Annotated in this window: 19 protein-coding genes; 4 read left to right on the forward strand and 15 right to left on the reverse strand. The window is 68.6% G+C overall.

The genetic code is table 11. From position 1 onward, the window contains the following. Nucleotides 1-8 precede the first annotated feature (8 nt). The 14 genes from hypF to VGJ96_04375 form a co-directional block, all read right to left on the reverse strand. Complete coding sequence (gene hypF, locus VGJ96_04310) at nt 9-2,297, reverse strand: carbamoyltransferase HypF (protein HEY3286328.1); 2,289 nt, start codon at nt 2,295-2,297, stop codon at nt 9-11. Beyond that, nucleotides 2,297-2,968 (reverse strand): hydrogenase nickel incorporation protein HypB, encoded by a 672-nt coding sequence (gene hypB, locus VGJ96_04315; protein HEY3286329.1) that lies wholly within the window; start codon nt 2,966-2,968, stop codon nt 2,297-2,299. The genes hypF and hypB overlap by 1 nt, the downstream gene beginning before the upstream one ends. Continuing rightward, nucleotides 2,949-3,209, reverse strand: coding sequence for a hydrogenase/urease maturation nickel metallochaperone HypA (locus VGJ96_04320; protein HEY3286330.1), 261 nt, complete (start codon nt 3,207-3,209; stop codon nt 2,949-2,951). The genes hypB and VGJ96_04320 overlap by 20 nt, the downstream gene beginning before the upstream one ends. Next, nucleotides 3,202-3,675 (reverse strand): hydrogenase maturation protease, encoded by a 474-nt coding sequence (locus VGJ96_04325; GenBank protein ID HEY3286331.1) that lies wholly within the window; start codon nt 3,673-3,675, stop codon nt 3,202-3,204. The genes VGJ96_04320 and VGJ96_04325 overlap by 8 nt, the downstream gene beginning before the upstream one ends. 23 nt (nt 3,676-3,698) lie before the next feature. Continuing rightward, entirely contained in the window at nt 3,699-4,511 is an 813-nt protein-coding gene (gene cybH / locus VGJ96_04330) for a Ni/Fe-hydrogenase, b-type cytochrome subunit (GenBank protein HEY3286332.1), read from the reverse strand. Next, on the reverse strand, nt 4,508-6,220 hold the full coding sequence (locus VGJ96_04335; protein ID HEY3286333.1) for a nickel-dependent hydrogenase large subunit: 1,713 nt from the start codon (nt 6,218-6,220) through the stop codon (nt 4,508-4,510). Before VGJ96_04335 ends, cybH begins: the two co-directional genes overlap by 4 nt. After that, nucleotides 6,213-7,364 carry a hydrogenase small subunit gene (locus tag VGJ96_04340; GenBank protein ID HEY3286334.1) on the reverse strand — a complete coding sequence of 384 codons (1,152 nt, stop codon included), beginning with the start codon at nt 7,362-7,364 and terminating at the stop codon, nt 6,213-6,215. Before VGJ96_04340 ends, VGJ96_04335 begins: the two co-directional genes overlap by 8 nt. A 250-nt stretch (nt 7,365-7,614) precedes the next feature. Continuing rightward, a complete protein-coding gene (locus VGJ96_04345; protein HEY3286335.1) occupies nt 7,615-8,802 on the reverse strand; it encodes a phosphodiester glycosidase family protein in 1,188 nt (395 codons plus the stop codon). Nucleotides 8,803-8,844: 42 nt separating this feature from the next. Continuing rightward, nucleotides 8,845-9,540 carry a phosphoribosyltransferase family protein gene (locus VGJ96_04350; GenBank protein ID HEY3286336.1) on the reverse strand — a complete coding sequence of 232 codons (696 nt, stop codon included), beginning with the start codon at nt 9,538-9,540 and terminating at the stop codon, nt 8,845-8,847. Nucleotides 9,541-9,639: 99 nt separating this feature from the next. Next, on the reverse strand, nt 9,640-10,080 hold the full coding sequence (msrB, locus tag VGJ96_04355) for a peptide-methionine (R)-S-oxide reductase MsrB (GenBank protein HEY3286337.1): 441 nt from the start codon (nt 10,078-10,080) through the stop codon (nt 9,640-9,642). An 83-nt stretch (nt 10,081-10,163) separates the two neighbouring features. Further along, the gene (locus VGJ96_04360; GenBank protein HEY3286338.1) at nt 10,164-11,105 is read right to left on the reverse strand and encodes a lipid A deacylase LpxR family protein; all 942 of its coding nucleotides are present in this window, start codon (nt 11,103-11,105) and stop codon (nt 10,164-10,166) included. Beyond that, complete coding sequence (locus VGJ96_04365; GenBank protein HEY3286339.1) at nt 11,105-12,649, reverse strand: serine hydrolase; 1,545 nt, start codon at nt 12,647-12,649, stop codon at nt 11,105-11,107. Before VGJ96_04365 ends, VGJ96_04360 begins: the two co-directional genes overlap by 1 nt. A 65-nt stretch (nt 12,650-12,714) precedes the next feature. Further along, nucleotides 12,715-14,742, reverse strand: a complete 2,028-nt coding sequence (locus VGJ96_04370; GenBank protein HEY3286340.1) for a M20/M25/M40 family metallo-hydrolase — start codon at nt 14,740-14,742, stop codon at nt 12,715-12,717. Nucleotides 14,743-14,812: 70 nt separating this feature from the next. Beyond that, entirely contained in the window at nt 14,813-15,304 is a 492-nt protein-coding gene (locus VGJ96_04375) for an asparaginase domain-containing protein (protein HEY3286341.1), read from the reverse strand. Between the two features lie 47 nt (nt 15,305-15,351). On the opposite strand from VGJ96_04375, the gene VGJ96_04380 reads away from it, so the two are divergent. Further along, nucleotides 15,352-17,295: a glycoside hydrolase family 35 protein gene (locus VGJ96_04380; protein ID HEY3286342.1), complete on the forward strand. Its 1,944-nt coding sequence runs from the start codon at nt 15,352-15,354 to the stop codon at nt 17,293-17,295. Between the two features lie 130 nt (nt 17,296-17,425). Here the strand turns inward: VGJ96_04380 and VGJ96_04385 are convergent, their stop codons facing one another. Beyond that, entirely contained in the window at nt 17,426-19,966 is a 2,541-nt protein-coding gene (locus VGJ96_04385; GenBank protein HEY3286343.1) for a glycoside hydrolase family 2 TIM barrel-domain containing protein, read from the reverse strand. 213 nt (nt 19,967-20,179) lie between these two features. Between VGJ96_04385 and VGJ96_04390 the strand changes: the two genes are divergently transcribed. The 3 genes from VGJ96_04390 to VGJ96_04400 are packed head-to-tail and all read left to right on the forward strand — an operon-like array spanning nt 20,180 to nt 23,952. Then, entirely contained in the window at nt 20,180-21,094 is a 915-nt protein-coding gene (locus VGJ96_04390) for a TRAP transporter TatT component family protein (GenBank protein HEY3286344.1), read from the forward strand. Between the two features lie 12 nt (nt 21,095-21,106). Continuing rightward, complete coding sequence (dctP, locus tag VGJ96_04395) at nt 21,107-22,132, forward strand: TRAP transporter substrate-binding protein DctP (GenBank protein ID HEY3286345.1); 1,026 nt, start codon at nt 21,107-21,109, stop codon at nt 22,130-22,132. Further along, complete coding sequence (locus VGJ96_04400; GenBank protein ID HEY3286346.1) at nt 22,129-23,952, forward strand: TRAP transporter large permease subunit; 1,824 nt, start codon at nt 22,129-22,131, stop codon at nt 23,950-23,952. The genes dctP and VGJ96_04400 overlap by 4 nt, the downstream gene beginning before the upstream one ends. The last annotated feature ends 182 nt before the right edge of the window (nt 23,953-24,134 follow it).

Genomic DNA, 24,134 nt, shown 5'->3' on the forward strand with positions numbered 1-24,134 from the left:
CCTGCTGCTCACTCCCGGGACAACGTCCAGGCGGCGATGGCGGCCTGGCCGTAGCTGATGGCGCCATCATTGGGGCCCAGCGTCCGCGGCACGAGCACGCGGAGGCGCGCTTCGGAGAGCCGGCGGGCGACGTTGGTCAGCAACCTCGCGTTCTGGAACGCGCCGCCGCTCAGCACCACCGTGTCGACGCCGAAGCTGCCCGCGATGAGGCGCGCGAGGTCCACCATGGCCTCGATGATGCTTTCGTGGAACCGGGCCGACAGCAGCGCGACGTCCACGCCGTGCTTGCGCCCTTCGCCCAGCGCCATGAGCAACGGCACCGGGTCGAGCTGCATCCGGCCGTCTTCCTCGTACGTCGGAAACGGCAGCGGCGCGGCGTGCAGGTCGCCGGCCAGCGCCTCGAGTTCCATGGCCGCCTGCCCCTCGAACGAGGCGTGTTGCCGCACGCCGAGTACGGCGGCGGCGGCATCGAACAGGCGCCCCACGGATGAGGCGAGCGGCGCGTTGACCTTGCGGGTGACCTGCTGCCGCACGCCCGCGCGCAGCGAAAGCGGGATGCCCTGGTAGGCGAGCGAGAAGGCGTCCGACTGACCTCCGGCCAGCGATTCGTAGCCGACCGCCACGCGCCACGGCTCGCGGGCCGCAACGTCTCCGCCGGGAAGCGGCACATACCGCAGCTGCGCGACGCGCTGGTAGCCCGCGAGGTCGGCAACGAGCACTTCCGCGCCCCAGGTATGCCCGTCGTCGCCGTAACCGGTGCCATCGAAGGCCAATCCGACCACCGGCGAGGTCACGCCGTGCTCGGCGGCCACCGCGGCGACGTGCGCATGGTGGTGCTGCACCGCGATGACGCGCGCCAGGCCCAGCTCCTCGGCCAGGCGCGTGGAGAGATACCCCGGATGCAAGTCGCGCACGGCCACCGTGGGATCGACGCGGAACAGATCACGATACCGGGCGTACGTCTGCTGCCAGTGCTCGATGGCCTCGAGCCCGTCGAGGTCGGCGATGTGCGGACTGACGAACGCCTGTCCGTCGCGCGCCAGCGTGAACGTGTTCTTGAGGTGCGGTCCCACGGCGACCAGCGGCGCCGGCGTGGCCACCGGCAGCGCGATGGGGAGTGGCGCGTAGCCGCGCGCGCGTCGCATCAGGATCGCGTGCGGCCCTGCGATCCGAACGACCGAGTCGTCGCAGCGCGACAGGATCTCCCGATCGTGCAGCAGGAAGGCGTCCACCAGCGGACGCAGCCGCACGCGCCCCTCGGCGAGCCCAATGGCGATGGGTTCCTCGCTCAGGTTGCCACTCGTCATCACGAGCGGACGGTCCACGGCCGAGAGCAGCAGGTGGTGCAGCGGCGTATAGGCAAGCATCACGCCCAGCCGGTCGAGTCCGGGGGCCAGCGACGGTGCGAGCGGCGCGCCGTCGCGCGGCCGCAGCAGCACGATGGGCGCGGCGCTCGACTTCAGCGCCGCCGCCTCCCGCTCGCTCACATGCGCCAGGGCGCGCGCGTCGTCCAGCGTGCGAACCATCACCGCCAGCGGCTTCGCATCTCGCTGCTTGCGAAGGCGCAGCCGGCGCACCGCGGCATCGTTGCTCGCATCCACCGCCAGGTGGAAACCGCCCAGTCCGCGCAGTCCGACGACCGCGCCCGTGCGCAGCGCGGTGGCCGCCCGCAGTATGGCCGCGTCGCTCTCCGCGCGCGCCTCGCCATCCGTCTCCTCAAACCAGACCCGCGGACCGCAGTCCGGGCAGGCGACGGTCTCGGCGTGAAAGCGGCGGTCATCGGGTGTCGCGTACTCTGCCGCACAGCGGGGACAGGCCGCGAACGCCTTCATCGAGGTGCGTTCGCGGTCGTACGGCAGGCGGTCGACGATGGTGTAGCGCGGTCCGCAATCGGTGCACGTGATGAACGGATGCCGGTAGCGTCGATCGTTCGGATCGAACAGCTCGCGCTCGCACGGCGCGCAGGTGGCGATGTCCGGCGGCACCGGCCGCAGCGTGTCGGCGTCCTCGCTCGCCACGATCGCGAACGCCGTCGCGCCGTCCGCATCGACCGTCGCCGAGTGCACGATGTCGATGCGGGCCACGGGCGGGGCCTCGGCGCGCAGGGCCGCCTCGAAGGCGTCGCACTGGTCCGAGGATCCCTCGAGCCGGATCTCCACCGTGCCAGCGACATTGCGCACCCAGCCAAACAGCCCGAAGCGCGCCGCCAGCCGATGCACGAAGGGCCGGAAGCCGACGCCCTGTACGACGCCGGTCACCGTGAGGTGCCGCGCCGAGAGCGCGGGGGAGGCGGTCATCAGATGTTCGCCAGCGGCGCGACCGATTGACGGAGGAAGTCGAACCACTCGTTCATCCCGTCCCCGGACATCGCCGACACATGAATGAAGCGCAGTCGTGGATTCACCTGCAGGCAGTAGCGTACCGCGCGCTCGGCGTCGAACGGCACATACGGAAGCAGGTCGGTCTTGGTGAGCACCACCCAGTCGGCCTTCTCGAACATCTTCGGGTACTTGAGGGGCTTGTCCTCGCCCTCCGTGACCGTGAACAGCACCACGCGCGCCTTCTCGCCCAGGTCCCACGAGGCCGGGCAAACGAGGTTGCCGACGTTCTCGATGATCAGCAGGCGCGTCCGGTCGAGATCAATGTGGTCGAGCGCGTCGTTGACCTGCAGCGCGTCGAGGTGGCACGCGCCGCCCGTGACGATGGCCTGCACGAGGCGCCCCGTGTGGGCGGCCAGCCGGTCGGCGTCGTTCTGTGTCTGGCAGTCGCCAGCGACCACCGCGATATCGAGTGACTCGGCCAGCTCGCCGAGGGTGCGCTCGAGGAGCGTCGTCTTTCCCGCCCCGGGCGACGACATCAGGTTGATGGCCGTGACGCCATGGGCGGCGAGCCGGGCGCGAACCTGCGCCGCGAGTTCGTCGTTGCGGGCCATCACGCGCTCGCGGACTTCAATCTTGCGGACTGTCATCGTCCTCGATCTCGAACCAGGTCACCTGAAAAATGTCGCCGGGCGGCCGCTCGAGCACGGGCCGGGCGCCGGCCCACGGGGGGTGGCTGAAGACGGCCTCCAGGCAGAACTCGAGCGCGGAAGGTTCCACGCCGCTCTCCGTTCCCACCTCCACCCCCACCGCGACACAGCGCGACGTCGACGCGCCGAGTTTCTCCTCGGCGAGGCGACCGATCTCGATAGCCAAGCTCAGTTCATGCATCGGATGGGACGTCGGCCCGTGCGCGGCGCGTGCAGGTGTGCCCCCATGATGTTAGCCGCTGGATCACCTGGGCGATACAGGCATCCACGCCCGACTGGACCACCGGCGAGAGCTCGGTGGCGATGTCTACCACATGGGGGACCACCCCCACCGCGCACGTCTCGTCGGGCAGCGTGCCCCGGAATTCGGCCACCGCCAGCACCTCGCGGAGGTCCACTTGATGGGGGGACAGCTTGTTGTGGTCGGTGACCAGCGGGATCGCGTCGCGCTCGAGCAGCAGCACCGTCCCGGGCGGATGCCGCTGGGTGTTGATGGCATCCAGGAACATCAGGCGCGCGGCATCCTCGATGTCCGGCAGCAGCGCGATCCCCCAGGTGCCGCCGTCAATCAGGCGGACTTCGGGGGCGAAGACCCACTCGGCCTGCAGGCGCTCGAGCACATGCAGGCCGAGTCCGTCGTCCCCCATCACGGGGGAGCCGACGCCAATGACTACGGTTCCTTCACCCAAACGGGATGCTCTCCGGTGTGCCACGGGACCGCCGGCTGGTCGCCAAGGTCGCAGTCCTCGAACTTCTCGTGCGACGCGACGAAGCGGCCCCCCGTGAGCATGGACGACACGACGCCGGCCCGCTCCAGGTAGTCGGAGCGAATGGCCAGGTAGATGTGAATGCAGAAGAAGATCGGGTAGAACCACGCGATCGAGTGGTGCAGGAGCCGCACGTGCTGCAGCCCGCCCAGCAGCGACGGCACCCACCCGAACATCGTGTAGAAGAACCCGCCCGGATTCGACTGCCCGTACATGGCGAACCCGGTGAAGATCATGATGGTGGTGAGCACGTAGATCGTCGTGTACGCGCCCTGCGCCAGCGGATTGTGCCCCACGAAGTGCGGCTGGATGTCCGCGTTGAGCGTCGCGTACGACTTCAGCATCGTCAGCGCATGGCGCAGGTTCGTGCGCGTGAACGGCCACAGCGCCGGCCAGCGCTCGAACTGGTTGCCCGCGAACATCCAGTAGACGCGAATGATCCCGCCGAAGACCAGGAAGGCGGCGGCCGTGTAGTGGATGAAGCGGAACCGCCCCATCAGGAAGTGCGAACTCGCCTCCCCCGCCGTGACCCACATCGGGAAGCTGATGAACAGTCCGGTGACGAAGAGGATGAGCAGGGTCACGGCCGACAGCCAGTGCGAGAAGCGCAGCGGCGCACCCCAGAGGTAGATCCACGTGATGTCCCCGCGGGCCCGCGGCAGCTTGGTGTCAAACCACGACGGGCGGACCGGCGGCCTTGGCTTGCCAGTCGTCATTGAACCTTGACCTCCGCGAGCAGACCTCCGTCCGCGTCGAGCACGTGCACGCCGCAGGCGAGGCACGGATCGAAGGAATGGATGGTGCGCAGGATCTCGAGCGGCTGATCCGGCCTGGCCAGCGGATGGTTGTCCACCAGCGCCGCCTCGTACGCCCCCATCTGACCCTGCGCATCACGCGGCGAGCAGTTCCACGTGCTCGGCACGACGCACTGATAGCGCGCGATCTTCTCGTTCTCGATCTGCACCCAGTGGCCGAGCGCGCCGCGCGGGGCGTCGAGGTACCCGTAGCCCTGCGCCGTCTTCGGCCACGAGTGCGGCTCCCACTTGTCCTTGGTAAACGTGGCCGTCTGCCCCTGCTTCACGTTGGAGATGAGCTGGTTGAACCACTCCTGCATCTTGTGGGCGAGCAGCACCGTCTCGATGCCCCGCGCCGCCGTGCGGCCGAGGGTGGAGAAGAGCACGGCAGGACCGACCTGCAGCTTGCCGAGCGCCTGCCCCACGAGCTCCTTGATGTCCTTGTGCCCGGAGGCATAGCCCACGAGCATGCGCGCCAGCGGCCCCACCTGCATCGGCTTCCCCTCGTACCGCGGCGCCTTCATCCACGTGTACTTCTTCTCGCCCTGCAGGAAGTCGTACTTCGCGGCGCCCGTGTACTTGGGCGTCGTCTCGCCTTCCCACGGGTGCAGCCCCTTGTCGTCGCCGCCTTCGTACGTGTACCACGACGACGTGATGTACTCGGCCACCTTCTTGTGGTCGTACTCGACGACCTTGGAGAGATCCTTCCCCATGATGATGCCGCGCGGGAAGTAGAGCGAGCCCAGGTCGCGCGCGTCGGTCTCGGGGAATTCGCCGCAGGCGAGGAAGTTCGGCACGCCGCCGCCGATCGCCCCCCAGTCCTTGTAGAAGGAGGCGATGGCCACGAGGTCCGGCCAGTACACCTGCTCCACGAAATCCTTGGCCTTCTTGATCATTCCCATCACGTCGGCCAGGCGCACCGCGTTGATGGTCGCGACCTCATCGAGGTTGATGGCGCTGGCCATGCCGCCGACGAGGAAGTTCGGGTGCGGGTTCTTGCCGCCAAAGACCGTGTGCAGGCGGATGACATCGCGCTGCCAGTCGAGCGCCTCGAGATAGTGCGAGACCGCCATGAGGTTCGCTTCGGGCGGCAGCTTGTAGGCCGGATGGCCCCAGTAGCCATTGGCGAAGATGCCCAGCTGGCCCGACGCGACGAACTTCTTGAGGCGCGCCTGCACGGCGGCGAAGTGCGCCGCGTCGTTGTTGGGCCACGGCGAGATGGACCGCGCCAGCGCCGCCGCCTTGTTGGGATCGGCGCCGACGGCGCTCACCACGTCCACCCAGTCGAGCGCATGCAGGTGGTAGAAGTGGATGACGTGGTCCTGGATGAACTGCATCCCGTGGACCAGGTTGCGAATGATGTTGGCGTTGGCGGGAATCCGGATGTCGAGCGCGTCCTCGACGGCGCGCACGGACGCCAGCGCATGCACCGTGGTGCAGACGCCGCAGATGCGCTGCGTGAACGCCCAGGCGTCGCGCGGGTCGCGTCCGGTCATGATGGTCTCGATGCCGCGGAACATCGTGGCCGTCGCCCACGAGCCGCTGATCTTCCCCGCCTCCGCCTGCACTTCGATGCGCAGGTGGCCTTCGATGCGGGTGATCGGATCAACGACGACTTTCGTGCTAGCCATTGTGGCTCTCCTCCGTCGCGGGGTGCTCATGTTCCGGGACCTGCTTCATCGACTTGCGGCGGCGGATCTGGTGGAGCACGGTCATCCCCGCGTGCGTCAGCACGCCGGCGGCGGCGCCGATGGCGAGCGAGGCGCCGATGGTGTCCACGCGCTCTTCCACGCCGAAACCGCCGACCTCGGGGAGGCGGCGATAGAACGGCGTCATCGTGTCCCAGAAGTACGGTTCGGTGCAGCCGATGCACGGGTGACCGGCGCCAATGGGCCAACTGGTCCGGTTGTTCCACTGCACGATCGGGCACGGCGAGTAGGTCGCCGGTCCCTTGCATCCCATCTGGTAGAGGCACCAGCCGCGGCGCGCCGCGTCATCGTCGAAATTCTCGACGTACTGGCCGGCGTCGTAGTGCGCCCGGCGCGGACAATCATCGTGAATGCGATTGCCGTAGGCGAACAGCGGGCGCCCCTCGCGGTCGGTGGATGGCAGACGCCCGAAGGTCAGGAAGTGCACCACCGACGCCGTGACCACGTCGCCGATGGGCGGGCAGCCCGCGATGTTGATGATCGGCTTGTTCTTGATGATGTCGCGCACACCCACGGCGCCGGTGGGATTGGGACGCGCCGCCTGCACCGAACCCCAGTGCGCGCAGGCGCCGAGCGCGATGATCGCGGCCGCACCCTCGGCCGCCTCTTCCAGGTGCTCGCGGATGGTGCGGCCCGCCACCATGCAATAGATGCCGTCTTCCTTGGTGGGGACCGAGCCGGTGACGATCAGCACGTAGCCGCCCTTGTTCTTGGCCATCGAGTCGGCCTTGGCCTTCTCCACGGCGTGCCCGGCGGCGGCCATGAGCGTCTCGCTGTAATCGAGCGAGACGACGTCCAGCACCAGGTCGCCGATGGTCGGCGCCTCGGTGCGCAGGACGCTCTCGACGCACCCCGTGCACTCCTGCATCTCGAGCCAGATCACGGTCGGGCGCTTCTGCGCCTCGAGCGCCTTGGCGACCGATGGCGCGGCCGCACTGCCGAGGCCGAGGATGACGGCCATCTCCGTGCAGAACTCCAGGAAGCTGCGGCGCGACACGCCGCTCTCCTCGAGATGCTCACCCAGCGTCGAGCCATCCATCCACGGCTCTGCGTTACGAAGGAACATGCCGGCTAGCCCCCCTTTCGAGGTGTCCCGTTCCGATCGCGGGCGAGGCGGCCCCAGATGACGGGCCGCGAAAGAGCCGGCCACACGCCTGGGCACACGCGATCCACCTGATCCGGCAACGGCGCCGGATTGGGGCGAAAGTGAGGTAACTACAGGATGCCTACAAGGGCAATTTTCCTGCACGCTTGTGCGGGATTCTACCTACGCTCGCCCTTAAGGAACGCTCGCGACGCGAAACGGACGAGATGTCCTAGGGCGAGTGGCGCCTGGCCTCGATCAGCAGCGCATTGGCCACGGGTCGCTCGCCGCCCGTGTCGCTCGGGGAATTCACCACCCGGCCGTCGATGATGAGCACGGTGGACCCGCCGCCGTCGAGGTTGAGCGCATGCTCCACCCCCTGCCCTCGCAGGAACTCCGCCGCCTCGGCGAGGGTCATGCCCACGCTGGCCGTGCTGCGACCGTCGACCGTCACGAGGAATAGATGGCTCGAATCGGCGTCGAACCCGATGAGGCTGCGCGGGTGTCGCACGTCGGTGTTGCTGGCGCCGGTGAATTCCTGCGTCGCGGAACGCTCGACCATCGGGACGCCGTCGCGCAGGATCACGGGCCAGCCCCCGACGAGCTGGTCCACCGCGCCCACCGACGGCACCCAGGACGGATGCACATCGAACGCGCGCGGCACACGGGCAATTGAGTCGAGGCGGGACGCCGAGGCGCCGTACGCCACCAGCGCGCCCTCACCCGGGCGCAGCGGCGTCGAGTCGGCCGCCGTCACCGGACCTCGCGGCCGCAACATCAGCGAATCGCGCCAGCTGCCGCGCACGATCGTCACCCGCAACTGGCGCGCGGTGCGGGCAGAGTCGGCGCGCGGCTTCCCCGCCGACTCCGGCCCCCAGAGCACGAGCCCCTGCCCGTTGGCGGGCACGGTGTTGACGCCATCGAGCGCCCACGACACGCGCGCCGCGTGGACCGTTCCGGCGAACACGAACCGGTCGATCACCGGACGGCCGTCGCGCGTGATGCCGAACTGGCCGCGGGCGCTGCGCATCGGCGAGCGCGCCGACCCGCTCCACGACAGCGCCCGCCAGATGCGGCCATCGCTGACCTGATTGTTGATGCTCTCGCCGGTCTTGAGGTCGAAGAAATCGGCGTTGATCGCCACGCGCACCTCGGCACCGGCGCGCTGCGCCCGCGCGACCATGCCACTCACCGTCTCGCGGCCGCGGAGCGAGTCGAGCGCACGCACGCTGCGCACCGCGTACGCGCCGTCGCGCAGGTCGATCCGGACGACATGCACCCGCCACGGCCCCGACTGGCGCACGAGGTACGTGTGCACGATGCCGGGAGCGACCGTGTCCACGACCGTGGAATCCGGCGCGGGCGCCTGGGCCAGGAGCGGGACGGCGGCAAGACTCGACAGCAGGAGCGAGCGAAGCATCATCCTCTCACGCAGGGGGACGATGCAATCTACACCGCCGGCTCACCCGAGGTGCGCGTGCCGATGGGCGGCGTGGCGCCACTCTTCGGGCAGGCGCGCGGCGGCCTGTTCCAGCAGCAGACGCACCTGCGCATCCTCGAGCTGTTCGAAGTCGCGATACCACGCCCCCACGGCGATGAACTGGCGTGGCAAGCGAACGACAATCACTTCGTCGGCGACGCGCGCGAGTTCCCGCTCGCTGTCGACCGCGGCCACCGGGCTCGCCACGATCACCCGGCGCGCCCCTTGCGCCCGCAGCGCCGCCACGGCGGCCCGCGCCGTCGCTCCCGTCGCGATGCCGTCGTCCACGAGGATCACCGTGCTGCCGTGCACGTCCACCGGCGGCCGCTCGCCCCGGAACTTCCGGTCATTCACGCGCACATCCGACTCGGCGACGCGCACGCGCCGCTCGAGCTCCGGCGGCGTGACGTGAAAGGCCGCCACGATGGCCTCGTTGAGCACGAGCACGTCACCCGTGGCCACGGCGCCCATCGCCAGTTCCTCGTGGCCCGGCACCCCGATCTTGCGGGCGATGAAGACATCGAGGGGAAGGCCGAGCGCCATCGCGACCTCGAACGCGACGGGAACGCCGCCGCGCGGCAGGCCGAAGACAAGCACTCCCGGCTGTCCTTCGTAGGCCGACAGTCGTTCGGCCAACTGGCGTCCGGCTTCGGCACGGTTCTCGAAGACCTCGTGCATGACGCCTCCTGCCCGCACCAGGCGGGCGGCGCGCCGTGCGGCGCGCGGGATGCATTCTACGCTACGGGCGGTCGCCGTGGCCTGTAAGAGGCGTTCCCCTCACGCGAAGAGCGATCGGTACTTCCCGTATCCCTCTGCCTCGAGCCGATCCACGGGAATGAAGCGCAGGGCCGCGGAGTTGATGCAGTACCGCATGCCCGAAGGGCCGGGACCATCGGGGAAGAGATGCCCGAGATGCGAGTCCCCTTGGGCCGAGCGCACTTCCACGCGGCGCATGCCGTGGCTGCGGTCTTCGTGCTCACTGACCTGCGCGGGCTCGATGGGGCGCGTGAAGGACGGCCATCCCGTCCCCGAATCGAACTTGTCCGTGGACGCAAAGAGCGGCTCCCCCGAGACGACATCCACGTAGATGCCGGCTTCGTGATGGTTCCAGAACTCGTTGCGGAAGGCGGGCTCGGTGGCACTGCACTGCGTCACTTCGTACTGCAGCGGCGTCAGCTGGGCGCGCAGCGCCGGGTTCTCGGGCTTCGAATCGGGCATGGGGGGCCTCCGGAAGGGGGGGCTGGGCGTATCCGTTCAACCATCGGGGACGTCGCGAGGTTCCGTCATCGCCACGCGCCCACTCAGCGCGTTGGCCGCCACGAGAGCGCGAGGGTGGACCAATCGTGCGGTCGCGTGCGGCCCCGGTGCTCCGCGCCGGTCTGGTGCGCCAGCCACGAAGCCTCGAGGGAGCGCCATTGCAGGCGCAGGCCCGCCGTGAGCTCGCTGACCAGCGGGCGCAGCGCCACGCTCGGACTTGGCCGGAAGAAAGTGCCGCTCAGCATCGCGTTGCGCGCCACGCCGCGCACCTGCGCATCGCCGGCGAATTCCAGCGAGACCGCGCCGGCCTTGCGCGGCAGCTGCCACGACAGCACGCCACTGCTCGGATAGCGCAGGCCGATGCCGGCGCGCGCCTCGGTCAGCAGCGTCCCCAGCGAGGCGCCGCCGTGCGGCTGCAATTCCAGCGATCCCGCGGCGATCAGGCGACGCCGATCGAAGGCTACCGAGAAGACCGGCTCCGCGGGCATCTGCGGCCCCCAGGTGATGGGGCGGTTCAGGCGCGGCGCGATGTCATGGAACATTCGTTGCATCGGCTCGGCGAGACTGGGCTTGCCGGTCACGCCAATCGTCAGGCGCAGTTCATTGATGGCGCCCGGATGCGCGACACGACTGGTCGACGCCATCCAGAGAAGACCGGCGTCGGGGCGCTCGCCCGGCAGTGCCACCGACCATCCCTTCGGCCGTGACGCGGTGTAGATGTCCTGTCCCAGTTCGAAGGTGTGCGACGCGCACTGCTGGCCGTTCGCGCATCGGCCGAGCGCCCAACCCAGCCGCCGCGACCAGCCGGCGCCGTCGCGCTCGACGGCCAGGCGCACACCGCTGGTGTACTCCTCGTCGGGACGCGCCCAGGGCATCTGCCAGAAATTGAACGCATCGTTGTCGGCTTGCACCGTCACGGCGCGCTGCGCGCGCGCCGCTCGCGACAGCAGGCAGAGGCCCGCCGCGACCAGGCACAGGCGGCGCATCACCGCGCGCGCTTGGGCTTGAGCAGGAGATCCTGGAAGTCGAACGAGAAGTCCGTCTCCGGATCGGCCGCGCGCAGCTTCACCTGGTCAATGGTGCCGTCGGGGTTGAGCTGGAAGGTCACGAACGCGTCGGCGCGCATCTCGCGATCGTCCCAGCGTGCCACGAAGGTGTCGTGCTGCCAGTGCACCAGCTTCCCCTGCAACTGCGGTGTGTGGCCGAACGCGATGCGCAGCGCGCCATTGACCATCGCGACGGTGATGTCGCCGTACCACGCGTCTTCGTAGGTGCCGGCGTACTTGTCGAGCGCGAGCGAAGGCTTGCTCAGCGAATCGCGCCCCGCCGACACCACGGTGCGCATCATCGTCAATTCGTCCTGCTGGCGCTTGGCGAGCATCGCGCGCCCGCCCACGAAATCGAACGGCGGCTTCGTCCCCAGGGCGTAGTCGAGCAGCGACCAGCCGAGCGCGGCGTACATCGGCGTCTCGGTATTGGTCAGCACCGCCACGGCCACGCGCGCGTCGGGGATGAAGCCGAGCCACGACAGGTAGCCCGGCAGTCCGCCGGTGTGCCACATCATCTTCCGGCCGCGAAAGTCGTTGGTCTGGAAGCCGAGCGCATAGAGGTTGAACTGCCTGCCGAGCGGGGCGAGTTCCGGCGCGGCCGGGCCGGCGGCCATCGGCGTCACGCCGGTCCAGATCTCGCGTGCGGTGCGCGCGGCGATGAGCCGCGAACCGTCAGCCAGCCGGCCGCTGTCGAGTTGCACGAGCAGCCACTTGGCGATGTCGCGCGCCCCGGCGTTGATGCCGCCCGCCGGGTTGGTGTTGTCGCTCGTCAGCGGCGCGATGGCGCGCACCGTGCCCTCGATGTCGGCGTGGGTCGTGGCGACGTCGTCCTCACCGGCCGCGTCGCTGTGCCGGACCGTGCTGTGCGTCATCCCGACCTTGTCGAGGATCCGCTCCTTCACGAACTGCTCCCACGTGCGGCCGCTCACGCGTTCGATGACTTCGCCGGCCACGAGGTAGAGCACGTTGTCGTACGCGTACGCCGTGCGGAAGCTTGCCTCGGGCCTGATGTAGCGCAGCCGGCGCACGATCTCCTTCCGGTCGTACGTCGACGCCGGCCACCAGAGCAGGTCGCCGGCCCCGAGCCCGAGCCCCGAGCGATGCACGAGCAGGTCGCGGATGGTGAGTTCGCGCGTGACGTACGGATCGTACATCGCGAACTCCGGCAGATAGCGGATCACGGGGGCGTCCCAGGCGAGCTTCCCTTCCTCGACGAGAATGCCGATGGCGGTCGCCGTGAACGCCTTGCTGTTCGACGCAATGCCGAAGCGCGTGTCGGGCCCGACCCGGTCCGGCGCGCCAATCTTCTTGATGCCGTATCCCCTGGCGACGACGACCTTCCCATCCTTGATGACCACGACGGCCGCGCCCTGGTTGCCGAAGGTCGTCAGGGCGCGTTCGACGATGCTGTCGATGGCGGCGGGCGTCTGCGCCGCGGTGATCGCGGGCGCGAGCAGGAGGGAAAGCAGCAGTGGGCGCATGGTCGGCCTCGGAAGGGAATCATTCAAGATGACGCATCCCCCCGCACCGCGGCAGTCCGCGACGATCAGCGCGCCATGGCCATTGCCGTGATCAACCGGGCGAGCGCCGCCGTGTCGCGCAGGTCGAAGATCTCCGCGGGCCCGTGCGAGTAGCGGCCCGGCCATCCGAGTCCCACGTTGGGCGCGCCCCACGGCGAGACCGCCGATCCGTCGGTGCTCCCCTGCGTGGCGCCGACCTGGATGGGGATGCCGTGCGCCCGCGCCACGCGCAGCACACGCTCGCGCTCCGCGCGCGGCGCGACCGAGCCATCGTCCACGCCGCGCAGCACGGCCCCCTTGCCCAGCGGCGCGAACGCAAACTGCGGCGACTCCAGCGGCGAGTCGGAACTGACGAAGGTGTCCACGGCGTACACGCGCTGCAGCAACGATCCATACCGGTTGCCGAAGGCGCGCGCGCCGTTCAGTCCGCCTTCCTCGCGCACGGTCCAGACGAAATAGACGCGCCGCGGCAGGGCGTCGGGCTTGATGGCGGCAATCGCCGTCAGCAGCGCGGTGCTCCCGGTGCGATCATCGCTGGCGCGCCCCGTGATGCGCGTGCCGGCCAGACGCTCGGCGCGCTTGTAAGCCGTGAGGCTGAGTCCCGGCCGCACGCCGCGCGCCACCAGCGCCGCTGAGTCGAGACCAAACCAGGCGGTGAGGGCCGGCGGCACACGCAGGCGCGCCGTGTCGCGCGGCACAAAGACTCCGCGCAATGACTCGACACCCGGGGCATCGAAGTGCAGGTACGCCGGCACGCCCTCCCACGACGGGAGCACGGCGCCGCCCACGGAGCGCAGCGTCACCTGTCCGTCGGCGAGAACGCGCACGACCTCGAATCCGACCTCGTCCATGTGCGCGATCATCGCAATGGCATCGCGATCGGGGCCGGCCGCGACCACGACGTTCCCGGCCGAATCTACCTGCGCTCGCTGCCGCGCCCACGCGGGCAGCCGCGAAAGCACCACCTCGCGAATGCGCTGTTCGTGCCCGGCAACCCCGTGCACGTCCGCGAGGTCGGTGAAGAGCTTCTCCATCGCGCCGTAGCCGTCACGTCGCGGCGCGAGCCGGTGGGTCGTGTCGGCGGGAATCGCCACCCACGCTGGCGAGTGCACGAGACCGGCCGCCGACGCCACCCACTGTCGCAGCGCATTGGCCTCGGTGCTGTCGATGGACTCGACGGTCGCGCCTGGCCACCGTACTGCGGGCGTGTACACCGCCACTGAGTCGGGACGCACGCGGCCGTTGAGGGCACGGAACGCCTGCGGCAGGCGCGCGCTGCCAAACGTGGCGGTACCGCGCGTCGCTCGGCCCGCGTCCACGATCGACACCTCGTCCACCGGCCCGAGCGCGGCGAGCACCGTTGAGAGTCCCACCCAACCCACCGCGCGCTGCGTGGAGAGCACGAACGTCGTCGTGCCGCTCGCCGGGGCCTGTGCGGCCGCTGACGCCACCGCCGCGCAGCCCGCGCGGGCGCCGGCCGCCGGGCCAGTCGCGAACGCGGCGAAGGTCCAGAGCGGACGGTCCGGAAGCACCGGATCGAGCATCGCCACGCCGAGCGCCTCGACCTCGGCGCGCGACGACGCGCCGAGATCCACCCACAGCTGGCCGTCCGTGACCACCAGGCTGTCGGCCGCGTGTTGGCGCGCGAAGTGTCCGTTCGGGACGGCCACGACGCCGGGCACGCGGCCGCGCGCCGTCATGACCGCCACGCGCTGCGCTTCCTGGAACTGGTTCCACAGCGGATGCGCCGGCACGCCGGTGCGGCGCAGGCGGATGTACCCCGCGTCGGTGATGTGGGACACCACGTACGCCGAGTAATCGAGCGCGCAGGCCACGACGCGATGCGGCGCGCCCGAGCCGGCGCGCTTCACGAGGTTCCCCCACTGGTCCGCGCGCCAGCCGGTGAGTGCCGTGGTCAGCACCTTTGCCGTGGAGGCCTCCGTCCCGGGCACCGCGTCCAAGTGGATCCACGACGCAACCGCAGCGGTCGCCTGGGCGCCGAGGGGCTGCGCGGTGAGCGAGAGGGGAAGCAGCACGACGGCGAGGCGACGCATGGCAGGCTCGGAAGAAATGACGCCCTAAGCTACTGCCCACCGCCGGCAACTCAAGCAACGCGCGCCGGCGTCAGCTTTCGTTGGCCTCGAAGACGCCGAGGATGCGGTTCTTCCGCACCTTGTTCCACGGGAAGAAACGTCCGTTCATCGCCACGTAGACGCCGGGGGGAAGCGTCTGGGCAAACGACAGGGCGCTGCCGAGGTTGAAGAGTCCGTCGGAACTGCCGAAGGCGTACGGCACCATCGCCCCGGTGAGGACGATCGTCTTGTCCGGCACGCCGGCGGCAATGGCCTGCGCGGTTTCCACCATGGTATCCGTGCCGTGCGTGATGACCACGCGGGTCTCCTCACAGGCGCGGCAGGCCTGCACGATGCGCGCGCGGTCCGCGTCGGACATCTCGAGTGAATCGACCATCATCAGCACGTCGATCGACACGGGCAGCTTGCAGCGTCCGCGCTGCAGCATGTCTTCGAGATGCGTGCGGTGGAACGCGAGCGTGCCGTTGAGCTCGTTGTACTCCTTGTCGAACGTGCCGCCGGTCACGAGGATGCGAATGGTCATGGGGGAAGAATAAATCCTCGCGCCCCGCGAGCGCGACCTCGCGCGCCATGGCCCGCTGTCGCGACCTCGCGGCCGCCGGCGCCGTGCGGCACATTCGGGGCATGAAGCCACTCGCTGCCGCGGTCATCCTGGCCCTCGTCACTTCCGCTTCCGCGCCGGCGCAGGCGCCGACGCCGGCGCGCCACACCTTTTCGCTGTCGGCGACGGACTTCCTGCTCGACGGCAAGCCGCTTCAGATCCGATCGGGCGAGATGCACCCGGCACGTATTCCCGCCGAGTATTGGCGGCATCGCATCCGGATGGCGAAGGCGATGGGCCTCAACACCATCGCGGCCTACGTCTTCTGGAACTATCACGAGGAAACCGAAGGGCGTTTTGACTTCGCCACGGGCAATCGCGACATCGCGCGTTTCGTGCGCATCGCGCAGGAAGAGGGGATGTGGGTGATCCTGCGCCCGGGTCCGTACGTCTGCGCCGAGTGGGACTTTGGCGGCCTGCCGCCGTATCTGCTGCGCGACCCCGAGCTGCGTATTCGTTCGATGTACCCGCGGTACATTGCGGCCGCCGAACGCTACATCGCGCGGCTGGCCGATCAGGTGCGCCCGCTGCTGGTGACCAAGGGCGGCCCCATCCTGATGGTGCAGATCGAGAACGAATACGGGAGCTACGGCAACGATCGCCGGTACATGTCGCACCTCAGGGACGTGTGGCGCCGAAATGGGGTGGACGTGCCGTTCTTCACCGCCGATGGGCCAACCCCGTACATGCTCGAAGCCGGGCACGTCGCCGGCGCCGCCGTGGGACTCGACAGCGGGTCGGATGAGAAGCACTGGGACCTGGCGCGTTCCATCGTCCCCGGCGTCCCCGTCTTCTCGTCCGAGACTTATCCCGGCTGGCTGACGCACTGGGGCGAGAAGTGGGCGGCGCCGTCGGTGGACGAGTTGCGGAAGGAAGTGGATTTCCTCCTGTCCGCGAAGAAGTCGTTCAACTTCTACGTGGTCCACGGCGGCACGAACTTCGGCTTCACGGCCGGCGCCAACTCGGGCGGCAAGGGCTACGAGCCGGATGTCACCAGCTACGACTACGACGCGCCGATCGACGAACAGGGACGCGCCACGGCGAAGTACGAGATGCTGCGCGCGCAGATTGCGGCGTCGCTGCCGCCCGGCGAGACCGTGCCGCCCGTGCCTGTGCCCGTGCCCTCCATCCGCATTCCAGAGTTCCCGATGCGCCCCTTCGCGTCGCTCTGGAACAACATGCCCCGTCCCATCGCGGCGGTGCATCCCCGTCCGTTCGAGCATTACGGCCAGAATCAGGGGCTGGTGCTCTATCGCACGACGCTCGTCGGCCGGAAGAGCGGCCGGCTCGTCGTCACCGAACTGCACGACTACGCGACGGTCTTCGTCGATGGCGCCTTCGTCGGCACCATCGACCGCCGACTGGGTGAGACGGGACTCGATCTCCCGAAGGTGAGCGCACCAAACCCCGTGCTCGAGATTCTGGTCGAGGGAATGGGACACATCAACTTCGCGCAGGCGATGATCGACCGAAAAGGGATCACCGACCGCGTGACGCTCTCCGGCATGACGCTTTTCAACTGGGAGGTGCAGCTGCTCCCGCTGGCGTCGTCGTGGGTGACCGCGCTGCGCGACGAGGCGTCGTTGCGCGACCATGCGACCCGGCGCGACCAATCGGCGCCGCGCGCGGACGCCGGCGTCGCGTCCCTCGCGACGCGCCCCGGCCTCTTCTTTCGCGGCGAGTTCACGCTCGACAAGCCGGCCGACACCTTCATCGACATGAGCGGCTACAAGAAGGGCGTCGTCTGGGTGAACGGGCACAACCTCGGCCGCTACTGGGAGATCGGGCCGCAGTTCCGCCTGTACTGCCCCGCGTCGTTCCTCAAGACGGGCCGCAACGAGGTGATCGTGCTCGACCTGCTGAAGACCGACGCGTCACCGCTCCGGGGAGCCGAGACGCTAAAAGCAGAGTAACACAGAAGAACACAGAAGAACACAGAGTGGCACAGAACAACACGGATGGCGCCCTGGGCAAGACCCATGGCATCATCCGCGTTGTTCTGTGCCACTCTGTGCTTTCTGTGTTCCTCTGTGTTCCGCCAGCTTACCTCGCCTTCACCGCCGCGTTCGTCCCCGCCAGCCCGTCGGCCGTCGCCGCGAGCGTGAGCAGCGCGCCGGCGCGCGGTGCGCGAAGAACCACGAGCGCCAGGCCGTTGAATGCGCGGTGCTGCGCCGCGGCCGGCGTCGCCCCCACGAACCGCTCGTGATTGGTGGGATCGCCGTTGTCCAGCGCCGCAATCGCACCGCCGCCCGTCAGCGTGAAGCGCACCAGGTTGTTGCCCCCAGCGCGCACCAGCCGCCCCTGCGCGTCCAGCACGCGCACCGTCACGAAGGCCAGGTCCTGTCCGTCGGCGCGAATGATCGGACGGTCCACCGTCATTTCAAGCTTCGCCGGCGCGCCCGTCGTCTCCACGCGATCCTCAGCCACCACACGGCCCCCGCGCCACGCCACCGCGCGCAGCGCCCCCGGCGCGTACGGCACCTGCCACGCAAGATGGAAATCCGTCACGCCGCGCCACGTGCGCACGCCCTGCGAGCGGCCGTTCAGGAAGAGCTCCACGGAATCGGCGTTGGTGTACGTCCAGACCGGAATCGGCTTTCCCTCATACGTCGCCGGCCAGTTCCAGTGCGGCAACAGGTGCACCATCGGCTCGGCGCGCCACTGGCTCTGATACAGGAAGAAGCGGTCCTTCGGGAAGCCGGTGATGTCGACAATGCCGAATGACGAGCTGCGGTTGGGCCACTCGAACGGCGTCGGCTCGCCAATGTAGTCGATCCCGGTCCAGACGAACTCGCCCGCGATCCACGGATACTCGCGCATCGCCTTGAACTGCGCCTCGGCGTTGTTCCCCCACGACGGCCCTTCGAAATCGTACGACGTGACATGGTGGTTCAGCCGGTTGACCACCTGCAGGGTGTCGAGGTTCAGCACCAGGTTGTACTGGTCGCGCGAACTGTAGTCCGACGACGACTCCGAACTGAACGCCTTCATCCCGCGCACCGTCGGGTAGACGTTCAGGTGGTAGTTGATGCCGAACAGGTCGAGCGGCTTGGCGAAGCCGGTGCGCAAGGCGCCGTTGGGATTGTCCATTCCCGCGGTCACGAACCGCGTGGGATCCTCCTCGCGCACGAATGTCGCGAGGCGCGTCGCCATCGCCTCCGCCCGCAGCGAGTCGCCCTGCTCGGGAATCTCGTTCCCGATGCTCCACATCACCACGCTCGGATGGTTGCGGTCGCGCCGCACCATGTCGCGCGCGTCGCGCTCGCTCCACGCGTCGAAATAGAGGCCGTAGCCGAACCGCGTCTTGTTGATCTTCCATTCGTCAAAGACTTCGTCCATCACGACAAAGCCCATCCGGTCGGCCAGGTCGAGGAGCGCCGGCGCCGGCGGATTGTGGCTCGTGCGAATGGCGTTGACGCCCATCCGCTTCATGATCTCCAACTGGCGCTCGATGCCGCGGTCGAAGGCGGCGGCGCCCAGCGGCCCCAGGTCGTGATGCAGGCAGACGCCCCGCAGCGGCAGCCGCGCGCCATTGAGCAGGAAGCCGCTGTCGGGTGAGAAGGCAATGGTGCGAATGCCGTACGGAATGTGCTCCGCGTCCACCACGCGACCGCGCACCCGCACCAGCGCCTCCACTTCATACAGGTACGGATCGGCCACGGACCAGCGGCGCGGCTGCGGCACCGCGAGCGCCACCTCGGCGCGCGCGCGCCCGTCCGCGCCGATCGCCACCGGTGTGTCGGCGGTGGCGATCACGCGTCCCGCCGCATCGCGCACGCTCACCTCGGCGCGCCCAGTCACGGCCACCGGCGACTGGTTGCGCACGTCGAGCCGCACCGACAGGTCGGCGCGTTCGCCGGACGCGCTGGCGGTGCGCACCACGGTGCCCCATTGGTCGATGTGCACGGGATCGGTGATCGTCAGCCAGACGTGCCGGTAGATGCCGGCCCCCGAGTACCAGCGCGACGACGGCTGCTTCACCTGCACGCGCACGGCCACCACGTTCGCCGACCCCGCCGGCCTGAGATACGGCGTCGCGTCGTAGATGAACGTCGAATACCCGTACGGGCGCACGCCGAGCGACTGGCCGTTGAGCCAGACCTCGGCGTTCATGTAGGCCCCCTCGAACTCGAGGAAGACCCGCCTGCCGTCGCTCGCCGGCGGGAGGGTGAACGACTTCCGGTACCAGCCGATGCCGCCGTTCAGGTAGCCGTGCGACGAGCCGCCGGGACTGCGAGCATCGAACGGCCCCTCGACAGCTGCCGGCAAGTGCTGGCCGCTCGGGGCGTGTCCGGCCGTCGCCACCTCACGGTCGCCCTTGCCCAGGACCATGAAGTCGTGCGGCAGGTCCACGCGCTCCCAGGCGCCGTCGTCGAGGCCGTTCTGCTGCCCGCTCGCCACCTCCCCGGCGCGGAATCGCCAGTCGAAGTCGAACAGGGTGCGTTGGCGGGGCCCTGCCTCGACGCGGCGCGGGGCGGAGGCGGTGGTGGTCGCATCGCGGCGGACGGGGGCGACGGCGGTGGGGGCGGCTGGCCAGAGCAGGAGCGCCAGGCCGGCGATGATGGATGGCTGGAGTGCGGGCATAACCTATTCTAAGAAATGGAGATGCTCGACGCGAACGTCTGAATCCTTGCGGTGTAGAAATGCGTACTGTATCGCACGTTACGCAGCATTCGGGCCCGCCAGTTGCAGTCCGTGCCTGTGCCCCTTCCCGCCCTTCCCGGGTCGCTTTAGGGCCTTCACGCAGACATACTTAAGGGCCGCAGACGAATTCACGGCTGGAGACACCTACCCGCGATGTTCCGCACACCCTTCCGCGCGGCCGCGCTCGCTGGAATGACCCTGACCCTGTCGGGGTGCTCCATCAAGCGGATGGCCATCAACTCGTTGGGCGACGCCCTGTCTTCGGGGAGTTCGTCGACGTTTGCGAAGGATGACGACCCGGAACTGGTTCGGGACGCGATTCCGTTTGCCCTCAAGACGATCGAGAGCCTCATTGACGCCTCGCCGCGGCATCAGGGATTGCTGACCGCGGCGGCCAGCGGGTTCACGCAGTACGGCTTCGCGTTCATCCAGCAGGAAGCCGATTTCACCGAGGCCCAGGACCTGGACCGCGCCACGCAGATGCGGCAGCGGGCCAAGCGGCTGTACCTGCGGGCGTCGGACTACGGGCTGCGCGGGCTGGAGCTCGACATCCCCGGCTTCCGCGAGCGCATCATCCGCGACGCCGACGCGACCGTGGCGAAGGCGACCCGGAAGGACGTGCCCCTGCTCTACTGGACGGCGGCCGCGTGGGGCGCAGCCCTCGCGATCGACGTGAATGATGCAGAACTGGCCATCCGCCAGACGGCCATCGAGAAGATGATGCACCGCGCGCTGGTGCTCGACGAGTCGTTCGAGATGGGCGCACTGCACGATTTCTTCATCACGTGGGAAGCGGCGCACGCGAGCGCCGGCGGGTCGGTGGCCAAGGCCCGCGAACACTTCGCGCGAGCGACGCAGCTCGCCGACGGACGGCGCGCCGCGCCGTATGTCGGCCTCGCCGAGGCGGTGTCCATCACCGAGAACAACAAGAAGGAATTCGAGTCCCTGCTCAAGCAGGCGCTCGCGGTGGACATCAACAAGGCCCCCGAACAGCGGCTGGCCAATGTCATCAACCAGCGGCGTGCCCGCTGGCTGCTCAGCCGCATCGACGACCTGTTCGTCGACTAACCTGCCTACTCAATGATTCGCACATACCGTCCCATCGTCTTCGTCCTCACCCTCCTCGCCGCGTTCGCGCTGCCCCTGCGCGCGCAGGCGCCGGTGACGGTGAAGATGGCCACGCTCGTTCCCGAGAACTCGTCCTGGTTCCTCGTCCTGAAGGAGGTTGCCGATCAGTGGGGCAAGATCTCCGGCGGCAAGGTGCGCGTGCTGCTGTATCCCGGCGGTCGCCAGGGTGACGATCCGGATGTGGTGCGCAAGATGAACCTGGGCACCCTCAACGCCGGCGTGCTGACCTCCGCCGGGTTGGGAGAGATTGACCGCAGCATCTACGCCCTGAGCATCCCGATGGCCTTCAATGACTACGAAGAGGTCTACGCGGTGCTCGAGAAGATGCGCCCCGAACTGGAGGCCACGTTCGCGGCCAAGGGCTTCGTCGTGCTCAACTGGGCGGACGGCGGGTGGAACCATTTCTTCACGAAGTCGGCGGCCGCGACGCCGGAACAGATGAAGAAGCTCAAGCTCTTCAGCTGGGCGGGCGATACCAAGACGACGGAGGCGTACAAGAAGATGGGGTTCGATCCGCGCCCCGCGCCGTCCACCGAACTCGTGACGGGGCTGCAGACCGGCCTCTTCGAGGCCTTCCTCGCCCCGCCGCAAGTGGCGCTCATCACGCGCTACTACGAGCAGACGAAGTACATGACCGACATGAAGGTCCAGATCCTCATGGGCGCCACCGTGATCCGCAAGGAGACGTGGGAGCGCATTCCGGCGGACCTGCGTCCGAAGCTGCTGGACGCCGCGCGCAGCGCGGGGGCGAAGCTGCAGCGGTCCATTCGCGACAGCTATCAGCGCGACGTGGATGCCATGAAGAAGACGGGCCTGACCGTCGTGCCGGTGGACGCGCGCACGCGGGACCAGTGGCGGCGCTCGGTGGAGGCGGGCTATCCCATCATCCGCGGCGGCGTGATGCCGGCGGACGCGTTTGACGACGCGCTGCGCTTCCGCGACGAGTATCGGCGGCAGCAGGGCGCGGCCAAGAAGTGAGCCGCGTCTTCACGGCGTTCCGTCGCACCGAACAGGCCATCCTGGTTGTCACGCTCGGGCTGGCCACCACGCTTCCGCTGATCGACATGCTTGGCCGTCCGCTGGGCGGCTTTCACCTGGTCGGCACCGCGGAATACGTGCAGCAGCTCACGCTCTGGCTGGCCTTCGTGGGCGGCATGGCGGCGACGGGGCAGGCCAAGCACCTGACGCTTTCCACCGCCGAGTTCTTCGGCGAGGGCATCTGGCGGCAGGTCACGCGCCTGCTGTCGTATTCGGTGGCCGCGGCCGTCGTCGGCATCCTCGCATATGCCAGCGCCAAGGTCGTCATCGCCAACCGGCTCGAGCCGAAGATGCTCTCCATCGGCATTCCCGAATGGATGAGCGAGATCATCATGCCGGTGGCGATGGGCGTGATGGCCCTGCAGTTCACGTGGTTCGCGTCGGACAAGTGGTGGGGACGCGCCATCGCGCTCGCCTGCGTCGGCGGCGCCTTCGCCGTCGGCCTGCTCCCGGCCGAGCACGCACACTACGTCTGGCCGCTGGCTCTGCTGGTGCTCGCCGCCTCGCTCCTCGGCGCACCGGTCTTCGTGGCGATGGGTGGCGTGGCGCTCGTCTTCTTCTTCACCGAAGGCACGCCGGTCGCCGCCGTCTCGGCGGAAGTGTACCGCCTCATCGCGTCGCCGACGCTCCCCGCCATCCCGCTGCTGACCGCCGCGGGCTACGTGCTGGCCGAGAGCGCGGCGGCCGAACGCCTGGTGCGCTTCTTCCGCGCGGTGTTTGGCTGGATGCCGGGCGGCATCGCGGTGATGGTGGCCGCCGTCTGCGCGCTCTTCACCACATTCACCGGCGGTTCGGGCGTGACGATCATCGCGCTCGGCGGGCTGGTGTATCCCATCCTGAAGAAGGACGGCTATTCCGAGGGCTTCTCGCTCGGCCTCGTGACGGCCGCCGGCTCACTCGGCCTGCTCTTCCCTCCCAGCCTGCCGGTGATCCTGTACAGCGTGGTCGCGAGCTCCCGCGAGGCGTCGGTGCCCGCCGACCAGCTTTTCCTCGCCGGCCTGCTGCCGGGGCTCCTGCTGGTCGTGCTCACGGCAGGCTACGGCATCATCGTGGGCCGGCGCATCGTGCGGGAACGGAAGCCGTTCGCCTGGCGCGAGGTGGGCGCCTCGGCGTGGGGCGCCAAGTGGGAACTGCTGCTGCCGGTGCTGATCGTCTCGCTGTTCGTCACCGGGACTGCCACGATGATCGAAACGGCGGCCGCGGCGCTCGCGTACACGATCATCATCGAGTGCTTTGTCACCCGCGACATCAAGGTCTTCTCGGCGCTCCCCGAGGTGTTGCTCAAGTCCGCGGCGCTGATGGGCGCGGTGCTGACGCTGCTCGCGGTCGCGATGGGGCTGACGAACTACCTCGTGGACGCGATGATCCCCGACGCGATCCTCGCGTGGGTGCAACAGCACATCCACTCGCCGGTGGTCTTTCTGCTGGCGTTGAACGTGCTGCTGCTCATTCTCGGCAGCGTGCTCGAGATCTACTCGGCGATCATCATCCTCGCGCCGCTCATCGCGCCGATGGGCACGGCCTTCGGCATCGACCCCGTGCACCTGGGCGTGATCTTCCTCGCGAATCTGGAGATGGGCTTCCTGCTCCCGCCCGTGGGGCTGAACCTGTTCTTGAGCTCGTCGCGCTTCAACCAGCCGCTGACGGCGCTGTACCGGCACGTGCTGCCGTTCCTGATCATCACGGGGATCGGCGTGCTGCTGATCACGTACCTGCCGTGGATGAGCTTGGGGATCCTTGAACTGGTAGGGAAGAGATAAACAACAGAGAAACAACGGAAATACAACAGAGAGACAACAGTACTCGTGGGATCCACCTCCCTCGCTCTGTTGTCTCTCTGTTGTTTCTCTGTTGTCTCTCTGTTGTTTCTCTCTGTAGTCCCTCTTTCGTACTATTTCTAGGGCCTTTCCTTACTGCGGCTCGTACCGCCTGACCGCACAAT

The sequence above is a fragment of the Gemmatimonadaceae bacterium genome (assembly GCA_036504815.1).
GTDB lineage: Bacteria > Gemmatimonadota > Gemmatimonadetes > Gemmatimonadales > Gemmatimonadaceae > PNKL01.

Coding starts and splice junctions, on each gene's coding strand:
- VGJ96_04365 (HEY3286339.1), bottom strand. CDS start 12,649: ATGCGCCCACTGCTGCTTTCCCTCCTGCTCGCGCCCGCGATCACCGCG.
- VGJ96_04370 (HEY3286340.1), bottom strand. CDS start 14,742: ATGCGTCGCCTCGCCGTCGTGCTGCTTCCCCTCTCGCTCACCGCGCAG.
- VGJ96_04375 (HEY3286341.1), bottom strand. CDS start 15,304: ATGACCATTCGCATCCTCGTGACCGGCGGCACGTTCGACAAGGAGTAC.
- hypB (HEY3286329.1), bottom strand. CDS start 2,968: ATGACAGTCCGCAAGATTGAAGTCCGCGAGCGCGTGATGGCCCGCAAC.
- VGJ96_04385 (HEY3286343.1), bottom strand. CDS start 19,966: ATGCCCGCACTCCAGCCATCCATCATCGCCGGCCTGGCGCTCCTGCTC.
- VGJ96_04360 (HEY3286338.1), bottom strand. CDS start 11,105: ATGCGCCGCCTGTGCCTGGTCGCGGCGGGCCTCTGCCTGCTGTCGCGA.
- msrB (HEY3286337.1), bottom strand. CDS start 10,080: ATGCCCGATTCGAAGCCCGAGAACCCGGCGCTGCGCGCCCAGCTGACG.
- VGJ96_04350 (HEY3286336.1), bottom strand. CDS start 9,540: ATGCACGAGGTCTTCGAGAACCGTGCCGAAGCCGGACGCCAGTTGGCC.
- VGJ96_04380 (HEY3286342.1), top strand. CDS start 15,352: ATGGCCCGCTGTCGCGACCTCGCGGCCGCCGGCGCCGTGCGGCACATT.
- VGJ96_04325 (HEY3286331.1), bottom strand. CDS start 3,675: ATGGGGGACGACGGACTCGGCCTGCATGTGCTCGAGCGCCTGCAGGCC.
- cybH (HEY3286332.1), bottom strand. CDS start 4,511: ATGACGACTGGCAAGCCAAGGCCGCCGGTCCGCCCGTCGTGGTTTGAC.
- VGJ96_04345 (HEY3286335.1), bottom strand. CDS start 8,802: ATGCTTCGCTCGCTCCTGCTGTCGAGTCTTGCCGCCGTCCCGCTCCTG.
- hypF (HEY3286328.1), bottom strand. CDS start 2,297: ATGACCGCCTCCCCCGCGCTCTCGGCGCGGCACCTCACGGTGACCGGC.
- VGJ96_04390 (HEY3286344.1), top strand. CDS start 20,180: ATGTTCCGCACACCCTTCCGCGCGGCCGCGCTCGCTGGAATGACCCTG.
- VGJ96_04335 (HEY3286333.1), bottom strand. CDS start 6,220: ATGGCTAGCACGAAAGTCGTCGTTGATCCGATCACCCGCATCGAAGGC.
- VGJ96_04340 (HEY3286334.1), bottom strand. CDS start 7,364: ATGTTCCTTCGTAACGCAGAGCCGTGGATGGATGGCTCGACGCTGGGT.
- dctP (HEY3286345.1), top strand. CDS start 21,107: ATGATTCGCACATACCGTCCCATCGTCTTCGTCCTCACCCTCCTCGCC.
- VGJ96_04320 (HEY3286330.1), bottom strand. CDS start 3,209: ATGCATGAACTGAGCTTGGCTATCGAGATCGGTCGCCTCGCCGAGGAG.